Here is a 14,707-nt window from a genome sequence, read left to right as displayed (position 1 = left end):
CGTGTGATGCCCGTCGCGTGACGTGCGGGGATGGTGGGGCGGCTGCCCGTCGTCGCGGTGCCGCCGGACACCACCCGCCCCACGGTAGAGCGGAGCCCGGCCCGCCAGGCTTGTCCGTGATGGAGCAGGCGGCACGGGCGGGGCGCCTAATTGTCGAAGGCGGGCGGACGGACCTGTCCGGGCCCGGTCCGCCGCGTCCCTCAGTCCTCAGCCGTCGGCGAGGACGTCGCCTTCAGGGCCAGCCAGAGTTCCATCCGGGCGTCCGGGTCGTCGAGCGAGCGCCCGAGGATCTCCTCCACCCGCCGCATCCGGTACCGCAGGGTGTGCCGGTGCACCCCGAGGTCGGCGGCGGCGGCGTCCCACTGGCCGTGCCGGGAGAGCCAGGCGCGCAGCGACGCCACCAGGTCGCCCCGGCCCTTGGCGTCGTGCTCGCGCAGGGCACGGAGCATGCCGTCCGCAAAGGCGCGTACCGCGTCGTCCGCGAGGAGCGGCAGCACCGACCCGGCCGCCAGCTCCTCGTGCTCCACGAGGGCCTTGCCCCGGCGGCGGGCGACCGAGAGCGCCTGTCCGGCCTGCTTGTACGCGGTGGAGACCGTTATCGGCCCGGCGGGGGCGGAGAGCCCCACCACGATCTGCGCCCCCTCCGCGCCGGTGTCGCGCGCCGACCGGGCGTCCTGCGCCTCCGCGTACGCGGTGCACGCGGCGACCGCCGCGCCCCCGTCCACGGCCAGCACCACGAGGCGCTCGCCCTCGGGAACCGCGAGGAGCGGTTCGCCGGACCGGGTGGCCGCCGTGTCCAGGGCCTCGGCGAGGGCCTCCGCCACTGCCGTACCGGTCGTACCCGACGGAGCCGCCGGTTCCGCGATCAGCAGCCGGAACGGGGCGTCGAACAGCCCGCCCCAGAGGTCCCCCGCGACGGCCCGCGCGTGGTCCGACTCCCCCGACAGCAGCATCCGCAGCACCGCGGCGCCCAGGCGCTGTTCGGCGCCGTGCAGCGCGCGCGAGCGGGCCGTGGTCAGGGTGAGCAGGGCGACGGCCGAGTTGACGGCGTACCGCTCGGCGGTGCCCAGGGCGGCGCCCGTACCGACGGCGAGGACCCCCCGGGCCCGGCGGCCGGTGCCCAGGGTCTGGAGTTCGACCCGGTCCTCGGCTGAGCCCACGACGGCGCTCGACGGCGCGGGCCGCTCCCGCAGCCGGGCCGCGTCGGGGGTGAGCCGGGCGGCCCGGCGGGCGGCCCACTCGGGTGCCACCGCGACGACCGCGCCGGTGGTGTCGTAGAGGGCGGCCCAGCCGTCGACGTGCGCGGCGAGCCGGGTCAGCAGCGGGGCGGGGCCTTCGGAGGCGAGCGCGGCCCTGGTCAGTTCCCGCTGGGCGTCGAACCCAGCGGTGACCGCGCGGTACTGGTCGGCCGCGATGGCGGCGGAGACCGCCTTGCTGATGGCGATGAACGGGGTCGGCCGGGGCACTTCCAGGAGCGGCATCCCCGCCTCCTCGGCCGCTTCCACGAGGGCCGCGGGGACCGCCTCGTGCACGACGCCCACGGCGAAGCCGAGTCCGGCGACCCCGGCGGCGGCCAGCCGCCGCACGTAGCGGCGCATCTCCTCCTGGTTCCCGGCGTCGAGGTTGGCGGCGGTCACGAGCAGCAGCTCACCGCCGTCCATGTACGGCACGGGGTCGGCGAGCTCACTGGCGTGGGCCCAGCGCACCGGGGTGTCGAGCCGGTCCGCCGCCGCGCGGACGCGGAGCTTGAGGGCCGAGTGCTGGACGAGGGAAGCGAGCGTGGGGGGCATGGAACGAAACCCTCGGGGTCGAGTGGGTCGAGTCGGGCCGGGCCGTCGGAAACCGGCTCGGGTCGCCGGCGTCGCACTGCGCCGTCCTGTACGAACGGCCACCTCCGATTCTGCCAGGGCGGCGCAATCGCCACGCCGCCGCGGCCGAACCGTTCCGTCGTCCCGACCGGACCGCGTTGCCGGTGCCCGGCGCATCCACCGGCTGCTCGGCTCGTCTTCAGCTCACCCGCCGAACTCCACCAGGAGCGGCGGGGTGTGCTCGCCGGCGACATTCGTCAGCGAGACCACCGCGTGGCCGGCCGGCACCGCGTACGCCAGCTCGGAGGCCGACCACCGCTCCCGCTCGACCCGGCGCACGGTCACCGCGTCGCGGGTCACCGCCTTCCCGGTCACCAGCTTGCGCAGCGCGTGCAGGGCGCGGGTGAAGCTCTGGTCGGCGAAGACGGCGTGCTGGGCCACCTCTCGGGTCTCCATCCACTCCTTGCCCCACGCCTCCGAGAAGCGCTTCCCGTCCCAGGTGGTGACCCCGGCGAACGCCATGCTGCACCCGACCGCGCCCAGCAGCGCGGTGTGCAGCCGCTCGGGGACGTCGTCGACGGTCCGCAGGGTGAGCAGCACGCCCGCGTTAACCGAGCGGAGCCGGCGGATGCCACGCACCGTCTCGTCGGTGACGGCCCGGGTCGCGTCGTCCAGGACCAGCCCGAGGAAGAGCGTGCGGTCCGGGCGGGCGGCGGCGACGGCGGTGAACTGGGCGAGCACCAGCCGGGCGAGAAGCCGGGACGCCTCGGCGTGCGCACGCTCGGGCAGGTCGATCCGGACCCGCAGCGGCAGCTGCTCCATCGACCGCAGGGAGAACGGCGCGGCGTCGGCGCCGGTGGCGAAGGAGGCGGCGAGCGCGGGCCGGTCGAGCAGGGCGAGCCGGTCGGCCAGGACCGGGCCGGGGTCGCCGGGGCCGCCGGACTGCCGGGTGCGGGCGTCGAGCTCCCGGAGCATCGCGTGGTGGCCGCCGGCCTCCGCGGCCTCCCGCAGGCCGGCGAGCGCGGCCGGGTGGCCGTCGAGGAGTTCCCGCAGCTCCGGCACGGACGGGAAGGACCCGTGCACCTCGCGGTACGGGCCGAGCAGCTGGGCCAGCACGGTGACGGCCCGGCGTACGTCGACCGTCTCCACGTCTCCGGCGAGCCCCTCGGCGAGCACCGCCGCCGCCTCGTCGGGGTCGGTGGTGCCGCCGTACAGGTCGAGGCCGTGGGTGGCCCCCTGGCCGCCGATCCGCACGACGACGTCGTAGAGGTCGTCGGGCCCGAGGTCGGTGCCGCCTCCGCCCACGGCGAGCACGGCGGCCCGCCCGGCGAGCGCCTGGAGGGCGAGGCATTCGACCACCGGCCGCACCAGCCGGGCCGACTTGCCGCTGCCGGGCGGCCCGACCGCCAGCAGCGAGGTGCCGAGCAGGGCGGGTTCCAGCGCGACGCCGGAGCCGCGCCGGACGTACGGGTTGTGCGGGTCGGCTGAGCAGCGGCCGATGCGCACCTGGCCGGTGAGCAGGTCGTGGGCGACGGTCCGCGCGGGGAGGTCGCGGCGGCCGGAGGGGTGCAGGAAGGCGGCGCCGCCCCGGCGCAGCACGGACTCGGTGAACGAGGGGAGCGCCTCGGGCCGTTGCCGTGCCACGGTCCAGGCCTGGCGGAGCCGGGCGCAGTCCACGTCGTTCATCCGCCCGGCCCGGACCTCCGCGGTGAGCGTCTCGGCGGCCTCGGTCTGCCCGGCCGCCCGGAGCTCGGGCCAGCGGGCCGGCGAGCGCTCGGGGTCGACCGCGCCGGTCCCGGCCGCTTCGCCGTCCGCCGGGGAGGCGGACTTCCCGCGGCCGGTCAGCAGGGAGCGCCACCCGCCGAGGACGGCGAAGGGGGCGAGCACGGCGAGGGTGATCGCCGCGTACATCCAGTTGGAGGCGGCCTGGCTCTGGAGGAACTGGCCGCCCGCGATGGACACCACGAGGGCGAACACCGGGTCCGCGACCGGGATCGTCTCCTTCCACACCAGGAGCTCCGCGAAGCCGGCGAGTCCCAGCGCGGTCACCGCCCGGAACAGGTGCCCGCGCTCGGTGACGTACCGGCGGAAGACCTCGGACCAGTTGCCCAGCCGGCCGCAGCCGTAGAGGAGGACGCCGAAGAGGATGCCCTCGTACACGCTGATGGCGTCGCGGCCCTGGAGGGTGGCCGGGCTGTTGGTGCCCGCGTACCACCAGTCGCTCGGGGTGAAGACCCGCAGGGGCACCAGGCGGTACGGGAGGTAGCCGTTGCGCCAGAGCGACCAGATCAGGATGCCGGCGAGTACGGAGATCAGGGCGCCGGTCAGCAGCTGGCGGCCCTCGGCCTCCTCGGACTTCTCGGGCGGCGGGGGCCGGTGGCCGTACCGCCAGACGCCCGGTTCCTCGGCCGGGCGCGGGGCGCTCAGCCAGGCGTCGAGCGAGGGCACCGCCGAGGGGGCGGTGCGGGGGCGGGGCGGGGCGGCGGGCGGCGGCGCGGCAGGGGGCGGCCCCACGGGGTGCGGTACCCGCCCCGACCACGTGTCCCGAGCACCGTACGTGCCGTCGTTCTCCATGAACCGTTCCCCCTGACCAGCCAGGTCCGTCCGCTGCCCCGGCCAATCTAGTGGGCGGGGACGGGGAGTTCAGCAAAGGCGCCCGGATGGTGGGCACCCGTGTACGGGTTTCCCGGGGGCGGGCCGGCTCGGACGTCGGGCCGGAAGGCCGCACGGCAGCCCCTGTCCGTCCCGTCCTCCCCGTCCTCGTCCTCCCTGTCCTCGTCCTCCCCGTCCTCGTCCTCCCCGTCCTCGTTCTGTCCGTCGCGGACAAGGACACGCTCCCACCAGTACCGATCGGAGCATGACCGGCCCCCCTGCGCGCCCCTAGCCTGCAGACAGGAGACGCGTCCGCGCGCACCACCGCCCATCCGCACCACCCCCCAGGAGCCACCCATGTCCGCAATCCCGCAGGAGCGCCGCGTCGTCACCGCGATCCCCGGCCCGAAGTCGGTGGAGCTGCAGGCCCGCCGGCTCGCCGCGGTCGCCGCAGGCGTCGGCTCCACACTGCCCGTCTTCACCGCGCGCGCCGGTGGCGGGATCATCGAGGACGTGGACGGCAACCGTCTGATCGACTTCGGCTCCGGCATCGCCGTGACGTCCGTGGGCGCCTCCGCCGAGGCCGTCGTGCGCCGCGCCTCCGCGCAGCTCGCCGACTTCACCCACACCTGCTTCATGGTGACGCCGTACGAGGGGTACGTGGAGGTCTGCGAGCAGCTCGCCGAGCTCACCCCGGGCAATCACGCCAAGAAGTCCGCGCTCTTCAACTCGGGCGCCGAGGCCGTCGAGAACGCGGTGAAGATCGCCCGCGCCTACACCAAGCGCACCGCGGTCGTCGTCTTCGACCACGGCTACCACGGCCGGACCAACCTCACGATGGCGCTGACGGCGAAGAACATGCCGTACAAGCAGGGCTTCGGCCCGTTCGCCCCCGAGGTCTACCGCGTCCCGGTCGCGTACGGCTACCGCTGGCCGACCGGCGCGGAGAACGCCGGCGCCGAGGCGTCCGCGCAGGCCATCGACGAGATCACCAAGCAGATCGGCGCGGAGAACGTCGCGGCGATCATCATCGAGCCGGTGCTCGGCGAGGGCGGCTTCATCGAGCCGGCCAAGGGCTTCCTGCCGGCCATCGCGCAGTTCGCCGAGGACAACGGGATCGTCTTCGTCGCCGACGAGATCCAGTCCGGTTTCTGCCGCACCGGCCAGTGGTTCGCCTGTGAGGACGAGGGCATCGTCCCCGACCTGATCACCACCGCCAAGGGCATCGCGGGCGGTCTGCCGCTCTCCGCCGTGACGGGCCGCGCCGAGATCATGGACGCCGCGCACGCGGGCGGCCTCGGCGGTACGTACGGTGGCAACCCGGTCGCGTGTGCCGGTGCGCTCGGCGCGATCGAGACGATGCGCGAGCTGGACCTGAACGGGAAGGCCAAGCGCATCGAGGAGGTCATGAAGGACCGTCTCTCCGCGATGCGGGACAAGCTGCCGAACGGCGACATCATCGGGGACATCCGCGGTCGCGGCGCCATGATCGCGATCGAGCTGGTGAAGTCCGGTTCCAAGGAGCCGGACGCGGCGGCCGCGGGCAAGCTGGCGAAGGCCTGTCACGCCGAGGGCCTGCTGGTGCTGACCTGCGGCACCTACGGCAACGTGCTGCGCTTCCTGCCGCCGCTGGTCATCGGCGAGGACCTGCTGAACGAGGGCCTCGACATCATCGAACAGTCCTTCGCGACTGTCTGATCCGTGCGAACGCGAATCCCCTGCGGAGAGCCCCTTCCAGGGGATTCGCGACATCGGAGTGAGGGCCTGTGAAGAAGGTGTGCGGGGGCGATGGCGGGATCACGTGGCGTCTGTCCCCGGGGCGCTCGCTGCCGTACGGTTTCGGCAGATGAGAGAAACACCCCGTCCGCGGGAAACCGCGGACAGCATCGGGCCGGAGCTTCCCCGGCACCTGTCCGGTGGCGCCTTCGCGCGCACCACTGGAGCCTCCGGCTCCGGAACTCCTCACCGATCGGACGGCCGCCCGCCCCACACCCCCCGGGGCGCGCGGCGTACCGATCCGGCCGGCCGTCCCGGAACAACCCCCCCTGTTCCCCGGCGGCCGGCCCTCCTCTTCTCCTGGGTCGGCCTGATGGCGGCCCTCTTCGCGCTGACCACCTGGCAGGTGGTGGCCGCCGGCCCGTTGCTGCGGCTCGACGAGCGCGTCGGCAAGGACCTCATCGGCCACGGCCCCACCGGAGTCGCCCAGGTCTTCTCCGATCTCGGCGGGATGCCGGTCGCCCTGCCGGTCCTCGCACTCACACTGCTGTACGCGCTGTGGCGCGGCGCGCGGGGCACCGTGCTGATCGCGGCGCTCACCATGGTGGCGGTGCCGCTCGTGGTCGTGCCGATGAAGGTGTGGGTCGACCGGCAGGGGCCGCTGGTCCCCTACACCGGCTACTACCCGTCCGGCCATACGGCGACCGCGGCGGTGGCGTACGGGGCGTCGGCCCTGCTTCTGATGGCGTACACGCCTCGGCGCTGGATGGCGCCCGTCGCCGCCGCCCTGCTGACGGCGGCGACGGGCGCCGGTCTGATGCTGCGGGGCTACCACTGGCCGCTCGACGTGCTCGGCAGCCTGTGGCTGAGCGGTCTGCTGCTCGTCCCGCTGTGGTGCGCCCGGCGGTGGCCGGGCAGGGCGCGTACGGGTGAAGTCCCGGTTTCCGGTGGAACCCCGGCCGGGGACGGATCCGCGGCCGGGGATTCGCATGCGTGATCAGGATCGGGATCAGCCGAAGTAGGCGTCGAAGTTCCGGGAGAACTCGCCGTTGTTGAAGCGGTCCCAGTTGATCGACCAGGTCATCAGGCCGCGCAGCCCCGGCCAGGTGCCGTGGGTCTGGTAGCTCCCGCAGTCGGTCTTCTTCGTCAGGCAGTTCAGCGTCTTGGTGACCTCGGCGGGGGTGGTGTACCCGTTGCCGGCCTGGGTGGAGGCGGGGAGGCCGACGGCGATCTGGTCGGGCCGGAGGGCCGGGAAGATCTTCGTCTGGTCGCCGGCGACCGGGAAGCCGGTGAGCATCATGTCGGTCATGGCGATGTGGAAGTCGGCGCCGCCCATCGAGTGGTACTGGTTGTCCAGGCCCATGATGGAGCCCGAGTTGTAGTCCTGTACGTGCAGCAGGGTGAGGTCGTCGCGCAGGGCGTGGATCACCGGCAGGTAGGCGCCGGCGCGCGGGTCCTGACCGCCCCAGGGTCCGGATCCGTAGTACTGGTAGCCGAGTTGGACGAAGAAGGTCTCCGGCGCCATGGTGAGCACGAAGTCGGAGCCGTACTTGGCCTTGAGGGTCTTCACCGCCGCGATCAGGTTGACGATGGCGGGCGTGGTGGGTGAGCGGAAGTCGGTGTCACCGGTGTTCAGTGAGAGGGAGTGCCCCTCGAAGTCGATGTCCAGGCCGTCCAGACCGTAGGTGTCGATGATCTTGGACACCGAGGTGACGAAGGCGTCCCGGGCGGCGGTGGTGGTGAGCTGGACCTGGCCGTTCTGGCCGCCGATCGAGATCAGCACCTTCTTGCCGGCCGCCTGCTTGGCGGCGATGGCCGCCTTGAACTCGGCCTCCGGCTCGACGTTCGGGCACTCGGCGACCGGGCAGAGCGAGAAGCGGATGTCGCCCGAGGTGACGGAGGTCGGCTCGCCGAACGCGAGGTCGATGACGTCCCAGGAGTCGGGCACGTCGGCCATCCGGGTGTAGCCGGAGCCGTTGGCGAAGCTGGAGTGGAGATAGCCGACGAGTGCGTGCGGGGGCAGTCCGGCGCCGTTCCCGCCGCCGGTGGAGCCGGTGGCGGCGGTCGTCGCGGCGACGGCGGCCGACTTCGCGGACTCGCCGGCCGAGTTGGTGGCGGTGACCTGGAAGCTGTACGCCGTGGAGGCGGTGAGGCCGGTCACGGTGGTGGAGGTCCCGGTGACCGAGGCGACCTTCGTGCCGCCGCGGTAGACCTGGTAGCCGGTGGCGCCGGACGAGGCCGTCCAGGACAGCGGTACGGAGGTGGCGGTGGGGGTGCCGGCCGTCAGTCCGGTGGGGGCGGCGGGCACGGTGACCGGGGCGCCGCCGGGGCCGATCAGGCTGAGGTCGTCCGCGTAGTAGGCGGAGGTGCCGTACCAGCCGTGGGTCCAGACCGTGACGGACGTGGTGGCGGAGCCCGTGGTGAAGGTGGTGGTGAGCTGCTTCCACGCGCCGGAGGACTGCGTCCAGGTGGAGACGTCGGTGGTGCCGGTACCGGACGCGCCGAGGTAGACGTAGTCGCCCTGGACCCAGGCGCTCAGCGTGTAGGTGGAGCCAGGCTTCACCGTGACGGTCTGGGCGCAGTTGGCGTAGTCGCTGCCGGCCGGGGTCGCCTTCAGCGCGGACGTGCCGCCGTGGACGGGCGTGCTGACGACGGCTCCGCTCCCGGCCGAGCAGGTCCAGTCGGTCAGGCCCGACTCGAATCCGCCGTTGCGCGCCAGGTCGGTGTCGGCGGCCGCGGCCGCCGGGGCGACGGCGGCGAGGGTACCGGCCGCCAGCAGGGTCACGGAAAGGGCGGCCAGAACTCTGGTGAATCGGGCAGGACGTCGCGTGCGTTCCACAACTGCCTCCGAGCGAGGGGGAATGGGGCGGCGCGCACAACATGGTCCAGACCAATCGAGTTGTCAAGACCACTGGCAGCGGCACCTCCCGCCGCCCCGGCGCGAGGCCGCCCCTTCCGGGGCGCCTCACCGCCTCATCGGCCCAGGTCACCGCCGTCCGCGTGCCGTTCGCCCGCTGCCACGACAGCCGCCGCCTCGTGCATCGCGAACTCCAGCAGTACGGGGTCGGTGAGCGTCCCCGATCCGTCGGGCGGCACCAGCCAGCGCACCCCGCCGGCCACCCGCCCCGGGCTCGGCACCACGATCCAGGTACCGGCTCCCAGGCCCCGCACCCCCGTGCCGAGCCACCGCGAAGCGGTGCCCGGCGGCACGAAGAAGCCCATCCGGGCGTCGCCGAAGTCGGCGAGAACGGGGCCGGGCCGGTCGATCAGACGGGTGAGCACGTCGAGCGTCGGATACCCGAGCCGCGCGGTCAGGATGAGTACGTCCCAGCGCCTGCCGGTGGGCAGGAGCGCGATCCCCCGCGGATCGCGCTCCCACTCCCTCCGGCAGGCGCCGGGATCGGGTGCCGCCGATGCCAGCCATCGGACTGCCGCTCCTACCCTCGTGCCAGTCACGACCGGCCTCCCTCTTCCGTGTGTTGACGGTGCGTTCACACGGAGAGAGAGCGGATGGGCGGAATCGTTACGCGGGTCGGGGGCACCGATTCCGTGACGTGGGTCACGCGAGGGAGCCGGCGGCTCGGCGGAGGGCCCCGGAAGGGCGGACGGCGGACCCGTCAGGAGTTCCTCTGCGTCCGGGGCCAGACCACCAAGCCCAGGACGAGCGCCAGGGACACGACGCCGACCACCCCTCCGACCGCCCACACCGCGGCCGCGTCGCTCCCGAAGAACCCCGCTTGCAACACCTGGATGATCCCCGAGACACCCGCGGCGGCGATCACCGCGAGGAACACCTCCAGCTTGGCGCGCTGCACGCTCTCGCGCCGCTCCTCCTCCCGGGCTTCCTGCTCCTCGCGCTGCCGGGCCAGTTTCTCTATGGTCACGCCGAGTTGCTCCTGAGTCACCTCTTCGATCATGGCGTTGAGCTCGGCGACCCGCCCTTCGAAACCACAGCACTCCAGCAGCAGCCGCAGGCTGTCCGCCACGACGGGTGACGCCATCAGGGAGGGCGAGCGGATGAGCGCGACCGTGGACCTGACCCCGGTGGCGAACTCGTTGAGCCGTATCTTCTCGCTGTCCAGCGTCCGTTCGAGCGTGCCCAGAGCCTGCGCGCTCACGCCGTGGTCGCTCTCCGCCGCCTCCACGTCCTCCTGGATGGCGTCGACCCGCCTGTAGTGGTCGGCCAGTTCGACGGACCAGCCGGCGAAGAGTCCGTCCAGCGAGGCGGCGAACTCGGCCACGCTCGCGCGGGTGCCCTGGGTGAACGCGGCCACTCCGGGCGCCACGATGACGGTCGTGTTGGAGGTGCGTACGGTCCGCTCCCCGATCAGGCCCGTCGTCGTCGAGGAGAGCTGGTTGTCCGTCCCGTAGCGGATCCACTCGGCCAGAGCCCCGATCAGGAAGGTGACCGGGTTGGTCAGCAGTTGCGCCCCCACCGCCCCCAGCAGGTCGCCCGCGGACCGCACCTCGCGCCGCACGAGGGACCTCGCGGGGCCGGGCGTGGTGGAGGCCGCGTCGACGTTGACGACGAGCTGGAACATGCCCTGTCTCGCGACGACGTCGGCCTCGGACGTGTCCGCGGTCTCGGCGAGGCGTCTGCCCGTGTCCTCCGCCAGTTGCACGGCGAGATCCGCCAGCCGCGGCCACTCCCTGCCCGGGGCGCCGTCGAACACGACGCGCACGTTGCCGTGCTCGGGTGCGGCACGCAGCATCATCGCGTAGAGCTCGTCGGGACCGACGCCCGTGATGTCCGTCGTGAAACGCACGTAGTGGTTGCCGAGTTTCGAGAACCGTATCTCGGCGTCGAGCCGTGCCAGTTCGCCGCCGCCGACGCCCGCCACGACCACCTGGGGAAGAGTCAGGAACGAGCCGTCGTAGTGCCGCTTGAAGGCGTCCGAACCGTCCCAGACGTCGTCGAGCTTGAGCGAGCCGCTCACCGACAGCGGCTTCACGTCCCCCAGGAACCACTCCTCGGCTCCCGCGCCGACGCTGTCCAGTACCTGCTGAGGCGTCGCACCGCGGGTGGCGAACGGGTAGAGATAGACGATCTTCCCCTGGTCGGTCCTCAGCCAGGGGTCGTGCCGTGCGTCGTTCAGCGCCATCAAGGAGAAGCGGTGGGCGCGCAGTTCGCTCACGTACACCGGCTCGGTGATCTCTCCGCCGACCTCGGCCGCTTCGAGGTCCGCGATCGCCCGGTCGAGCGACGCCCCGGTCGCGAGGAAGTCGCGCACCGCGCACACCGCCTCACCGGCCACCGTGTTGTAGGCCTCGCACTCCTCCGCCCGGCCGACGAGGTAGGTGCTGAGCTCCGGGTACACGGCCGACGCGGTCCGGGCGATCCCGGCCGCTTCCCGCGCCTTCGCCGCCGCGGTCCCGAGGGCGGCCTCATGAGCGGCCGACTGCCCCGTGGTCATGGCGTTCTCGGCGCTGATCTGCGCCGAGAGGCTCTCCATCAGCGCGAGGACGGCCCTCGTCAGAACCGCGTCCTCGCCCCTCACCACGGCCCCGTGGTCGCGCAGGCAGTCCTGCACGCCCTGCAGCGTGTTCCACATCGGCTGGTAGTGGTAGGACCTCTCCCACTCCTCCTCGACCGACAGGAAGACGAACAGCAGGAGCAGCGGCACCCCACCGGGGGCGGCGGCGGCCTTCGGCAGTTGCGCGAGGATCTCCGCGTTCGCGGAGGCCGTCCGGTCGGCCAGCCGGCGGCTCGACGGCAGCAGTTCGGGGAAGCGCGAGGAATCCCACTGCGGCAGCTCGTGGAGCGTGCCGGTGTCGACCTGTCTACTGCTCAGCCAGTCGCGCAGCGGCTGCAACTCGCCCTCGTCCAGGGCCCCCACCAAGTCACGATGCATCGGGCGATGTTATACGCCCGCACACAAACCCGACAGTGTCCCGCAACTCATGGCGAGTGAACGGCGGTTGGGGCGATGATCGCCGCCCGTCGCACACTTCGGACGAAGCCGCCGGTCAGGTTGCGCGGCCGTCGCCGCCGTCGTTGTCAGTGGCGGGTGCCACACTCGCGTGTCATGGAACCGATGGACGATCTCCTCACCCGGACCAGGAGCGGCAAGCGGGTCAAGTACCTGCTGTTCTGGGGTCACCGTCCCCTTCCGGACGGCACGCTGGGCGCCTCCTGCCTCAGCCAGTGGTGGCCGTCGCCGTTCACCGTCGACGGTGTGAGGTACCCCTCCGCCGAGCACTGGATGATGGCCGGTAAGGCGAGGCTCTTCGGCGACGCCGAGGCGGAGCGGGCCGCACTGGAGGCCCGCAGTCCGGCCGCGGCGAAGAAGGCGGGGCGGCTGGTCCGGAGCTTCGACGAGGAGGTGTGGGCGCGGGAGCGCTTCGGGCTCGTGGTGGCGGGCAGCGTCCACAAGTTCGGCCAGGACCCGGCGCTGCGCGCGTACCTGCTCTCCACCGGGAACCGCGTCCTGGTGGAGGCGAGCCCGGTGGACCGCATCTGGGGCATCGGACTGGCGAAGGACGACGAGCGGGCCGAGGACCCCGGGCGGTGGCGCGGGCTGAACCTGCTGGGGTTCGCGCTGATGGAGGCGCGGGAGCGGCTTCGGAGCGGGGCGCCCGAGCCCGCTTGAGTCCTGCCCCGAAAGCCACGCGCCGCCCGCACGGCCGGGCGTGGGACCGGTCGGACGGACGGCGTGGGACGGACGGCGTGGTGCTCCCCGGAGGTCAGGACTGTTCGACGACGAGGGACGAGGCGAACGGGTCGTCCGTGGACCCGCTGTCCTCGAAATCCTCCGCGTGCGTGGCGAACAACCAGATCAAGAACCCGATGATCACCGCGCCGATCAGAATCCCGATGGACCCGGTGATGATCCCGGCGAGTGCCTGGCCGCCGTTGGTGGCCTCGCCCCGCTGCGCGCGCTTGCGGCCCAGGATGCCGAAGATCAGGGCCAGCACGCCCAGGACGAGGCTCAGGACCCCGTACATGCAGAACAGGCAGATGGACAGGATGCCCAGCACCATCGCCGCGATGCCCATCCCGTTCGTCGGGGTGGGCGCCCAGACCGCCTGGCCGCCGTAGGCGTCGTACCCGGTGTAGTTGGGGTACGGCTGCGGCGGGGCCGCCGGGTAGCCGTACTGCCCCACCGGCTGCTGCCCCGGGCCGTTCGGCGAGACCGGCGGCGGGGGCATCGCGGAAGGACCGGGCCCGGGGCCGCCCTGTGCGGGCGGCGGTCCGAATCCTCCGGCGACCGGGGCCGCCCAGGCGTCCTGCCGCGGCTCCTCGACGCCCGGTACGGACGTGACGGTCGGCTGGTCGTGCACCGCGGGCGGACGGACGTCCCCGCCCTGCTTGCCCAGGTCGACCCTGTTCTCCGGCGCGGCCCAGGGATCGCGGGGTGCCTCCCCGCCGCTGGGCGGCTCGGTGTTCTCTGACATGTGACTCCCCCCTAGTGGTGCCGTCATGCTACGGCCCGGGCCGCGCCCTTCCGCCGCGGCCTACGATGAACGGTGCCACCGGCGGCCCCTGCCGGAGAACCGGGCGCCGCGGGCGGTCGGTACCGGCGTACCGAGAACCACCGGAGAGATTCCTGATGACCGACCTCCACCCCTTCATCGCGGGACTGCCCAAGGCCGAACTCCACGTGCACCACGTCGGCTCGGCGTCCCCGCGCATCGTGGCGGAGCTGGCCGCCCACCACCCGGATTCCAAGGTGCCCACCGACCCCGAGGCGCTGGCCGACTACTTCACCTTCACGGACTTCGGCCACTTCATCGAGGTGTACCTCTCGGTGGTGGACCTGATCCGCACCCCGGAGGACGTACGGCTGCTCACGTACGAGGTCGCCCGCGACATGGCCCGGCAGAACATCCGGTACGCCGAGCTGACCGTGACCCCTTACAGCTCGACCAGGCGCGGCATCCCCGAGCAGGGGTTCATGGAGGCGATAGAGGACGCCCGCAAGGCGGCCGAGGCGGAGTTCGGCACCGTACTGCGCTGGTGCTTCGACATCCCCGGGGAGGCGGGGCTCGAATCGGCCGAGGAGACCGCCCGGCTGGCGGTGGACCTGCGGCCCGAGGGGCTGGTCTCGTTCGGGCTCGGCGGGCCCGAGATCGGCGTGGACCGGCCGCAGTTCAAGCCGTTCTTCGACCGCGCCATCGCCGCCGGCCTCCACTCGGTGCCGCACGCCGGCGAGACCACGGGCCCGCAGACGGTGTGGGACGCCCTGACGTCGCTGCGCGCCGAGCGCATCGGGCACGGGACGAGTTCCGTACAGGACCCGGCGCTGCTCCAGCACCTCGCGGAGCGGCGGATCCCGCTGGAGGTCTGCCCGACGTCCAACATCGCGACGCGCGCGGTGGCGGACCTGGACGCCCACCCGATCAAGGAGATGGTGGCGGCCGGTGTGCTGGTCACCGTCAACAGCGACGACCCGCCGATGTTCGGCACCGACCTGAACAACGAGTACGCCGTGGCGGCCCGCCTGCTGGAGCTGGACGAGCGCGGGATCGCGGAGCTGGCGAAGAACGCCGTGGAGGCGTCCTTCCTGGACCCCGCCGGGAAGCGGAAGCTGGCCGCCGAGATCGACACGTACACGGCACAGTGGCAGGCGGCCCCCGGCCGCTGAACCGGC

The 14,707-nt window shown here is 72.9% G+C and carries 10 protein-coding genes; 4 read left to right on the top strand and 6 right to left on the bottom strand.

The genetic code is table 11. From position 1 onward, the window contains the following. Positions 1–200: 200 nt before the first annotated feature. A complete protein-coding gene (locus OG599_RS25380) occupies positions 201–1,790 on the bottom strand; it encodes a PucR family transcriptional regulator (RefSeq protein WP_327178268.1) in 1,590 nt (529 codons plus the stop codon). A gap of 222 nt (positions 1,791–2,012) precedes the next feature. Next, a complete protein-coding gene (locus tag OG599_RS25375; RefSeq protein WP_327178267.1) occupies positions 2,013–4,382 on the bottom strand; it encodes an ATP/GTP-binding protein in 2,370 nt (789 codons plus the stop codon). 375 nt (positions 4,383–4,757) lie between these two features. On the opposite strand from OG599_RS25375, the gene gabT reads away from it, so the two are divergent. Further along, positions 4,758–6,098, top strand: coding sequence for a 4-aminobutyrate--2-oxoglutarate transaminase (gabT, locus tag OG599_RS25370; protein ID WP_327178266.1), 1,341 nt, complete (start codon positions 4,758–4,760; stop codon positions 6,096–6,098). 148 nt (positions 6,099–6,246) lie between these two features. Beyond that, positions 6,247–7,113 (top strand): phosphatase PAP2 family protein, encoded by an 867-nt coding sequence (locus OG599_RS25365; RefSeq protein ID WP_442809540.1) that lies wholly within the window; start codon positions 6,247–6,249, stop codon positions 7,111–7,113. A gap of 12 nt (positions 7,114–7,125) precedes the next feature. On the opposite strand, the gene OG599_RS25360 is transcribed toward OG599_RS25365, so the two are convergent. The 3 genes from OG599_RS25360 to OG599_RS25350 form a co-directional block, all read right to left on the bottom strand. Beyond that, entirely contained in the window at positions 7,126–8,955 is a 1,830-nt protein-coding gene (locus tag OG599_RS25360; protein ID WP_327178264.1) for a chitinase, read from the bottom strand. A 134-nt stretch (positions 8,956–9,089) separates the two neighbouring features. Further along, positions 9,090–9,572 (bottom strand): hypothetical protein, encoded by a 483-nt coding sequence (locus tag OG599_RS25355; RefSeq protein WP_327178263.1) that lies wholly within the window; start codon positions 9,570–9,572, stop codon positions 9,090–9,092. 161 nt (positions 9,573–9,733) lie between these two features. Next, a complete protein-coding gene (locus OG599_RS25350) occupies positions 9,734–11,968 on the bottom strand; it encodes a hypothetical protein (protein ID WP_327178262.1) in 2,235 nt (744 codons plus the stop codon). Between the two features lie 174 nt (positions 11,969–12,142). Between OG599_RS25350 and OG599_RS25345 the strand changes: the two genes are divergently transcribed. Beyond that, positions 12,143–12,706: an NADAR family protein gene (locus OG599_RS25345; protein ID WP_327178261.1), complete on the top strand. Its 564-nt coding sequence runs from the start codon at positions 12,143–12,145 to the stop codon at positions 12,704–12,706. Between the two features lie 94 nt (positions 12,707–12,800). Here OG599_RS25345 and OG599_RS25340 read toward each other — a convergent pair whose 3' ends face one another. After that, on the bottom strand, positions 12,801–13,511 hold the full coding sequence (locus OG599_RS25340; RefSeq protein WP_327178260.1) for a DUF4190 domain-containing protein: 711 nt from the start codon (positions 13,509–13,511) through the stop codon (positions 12,801–12,803). Between the two features lie 155 nt (positions 13,512–13,666). On the opposite strand from OG599_RS25340, the gene OG599_RS25335 reads away from it, so the two are divergent. Continuing rightward, the gene (locus OG599_RS25335) at positions 13,667–14,701 is read left to right on the top strand and encodes an adenosine deaminase (RefSeq protein ID WP_327178259.1); all 1,035 of its coding nucleotides are present in this window, start codon (positions 13,667–13,669) and stop codon (positions 14,699–14,701) included. The last annotated feature ends 6 nt before the right edge of the window (positions 14,702–14,707 follow it).

Source organism: Streptomyces sp. NBC_01335, from assembly GCF_035953295.1.
GTDB lineage: Bacteria > Actinomycetota > Actinomycetes > Streptomycetales > Streptomycetaceae > Streptomyces.
Note: the sequence above shows the minus strand (reverse complement) of the source record. Positions and strands in the feature narration are given on the sequence as shown.

Bases quoted from the DNA above. Each gene is read 5' to 3' on its own strand.
- OG599_RS25345 (WP_327178261.1), top strand. From the start codon at position 12,143: ATGGAACCGATGGACGATCTCCTCACCCGGACCAGGAGCGGCAAGCGG.
- OG599_RS25380 (WP_327178268.1), bottom strand. From the start codon at position 1,790: ATGCCCCCCACGCTCGCTTCCCTCGTCCAGCACTCGGCCCTCAAGCTC.
- OG599_RS25365 (WP_442809540.1), top strand. From the start codon at position 6,247: ATGAGAGAAACACCCCGTCCGCGGGAAACCGCGGACAGCATCGGGCCG.
- OG599_RS25350 (WP_327178262.1), bottom strand. From the start codon at position 11,968: ATGCATCGTGACTTGGTGGGGGCCCTGGACGAGGGCGAGTTGCAGCCG.
- OG599_RS25340 (WP_327178260.1), bottom strand. From the start codon at position 13,511: ATGTCAGAGAACACCGAGCCGCCCAGCGGCGGGGAGGCACCCCGCGAT.
- OG599_RS25335 (WP_327178259.1), top strand. From the start codon at position 13,667: ATGACCGACCTCCACCCCTTCATCGCGGGACTGCCCAAGGCCGAACTC.
- gabT (WP_327178266.1), top strand. From the start codon at position 4,758: ATGTCCGCAATCCCGCAGGAGCGCCGCGTCGTCACCGCGATCCCCGGC.
- OG599_RS25375 (WP_327178267.1), bottom strand. From the start codon at position 4,382: ATGGAGAACGACGGCACGTACGGTGCTCGGGACACGTGGTCGGGGCGG.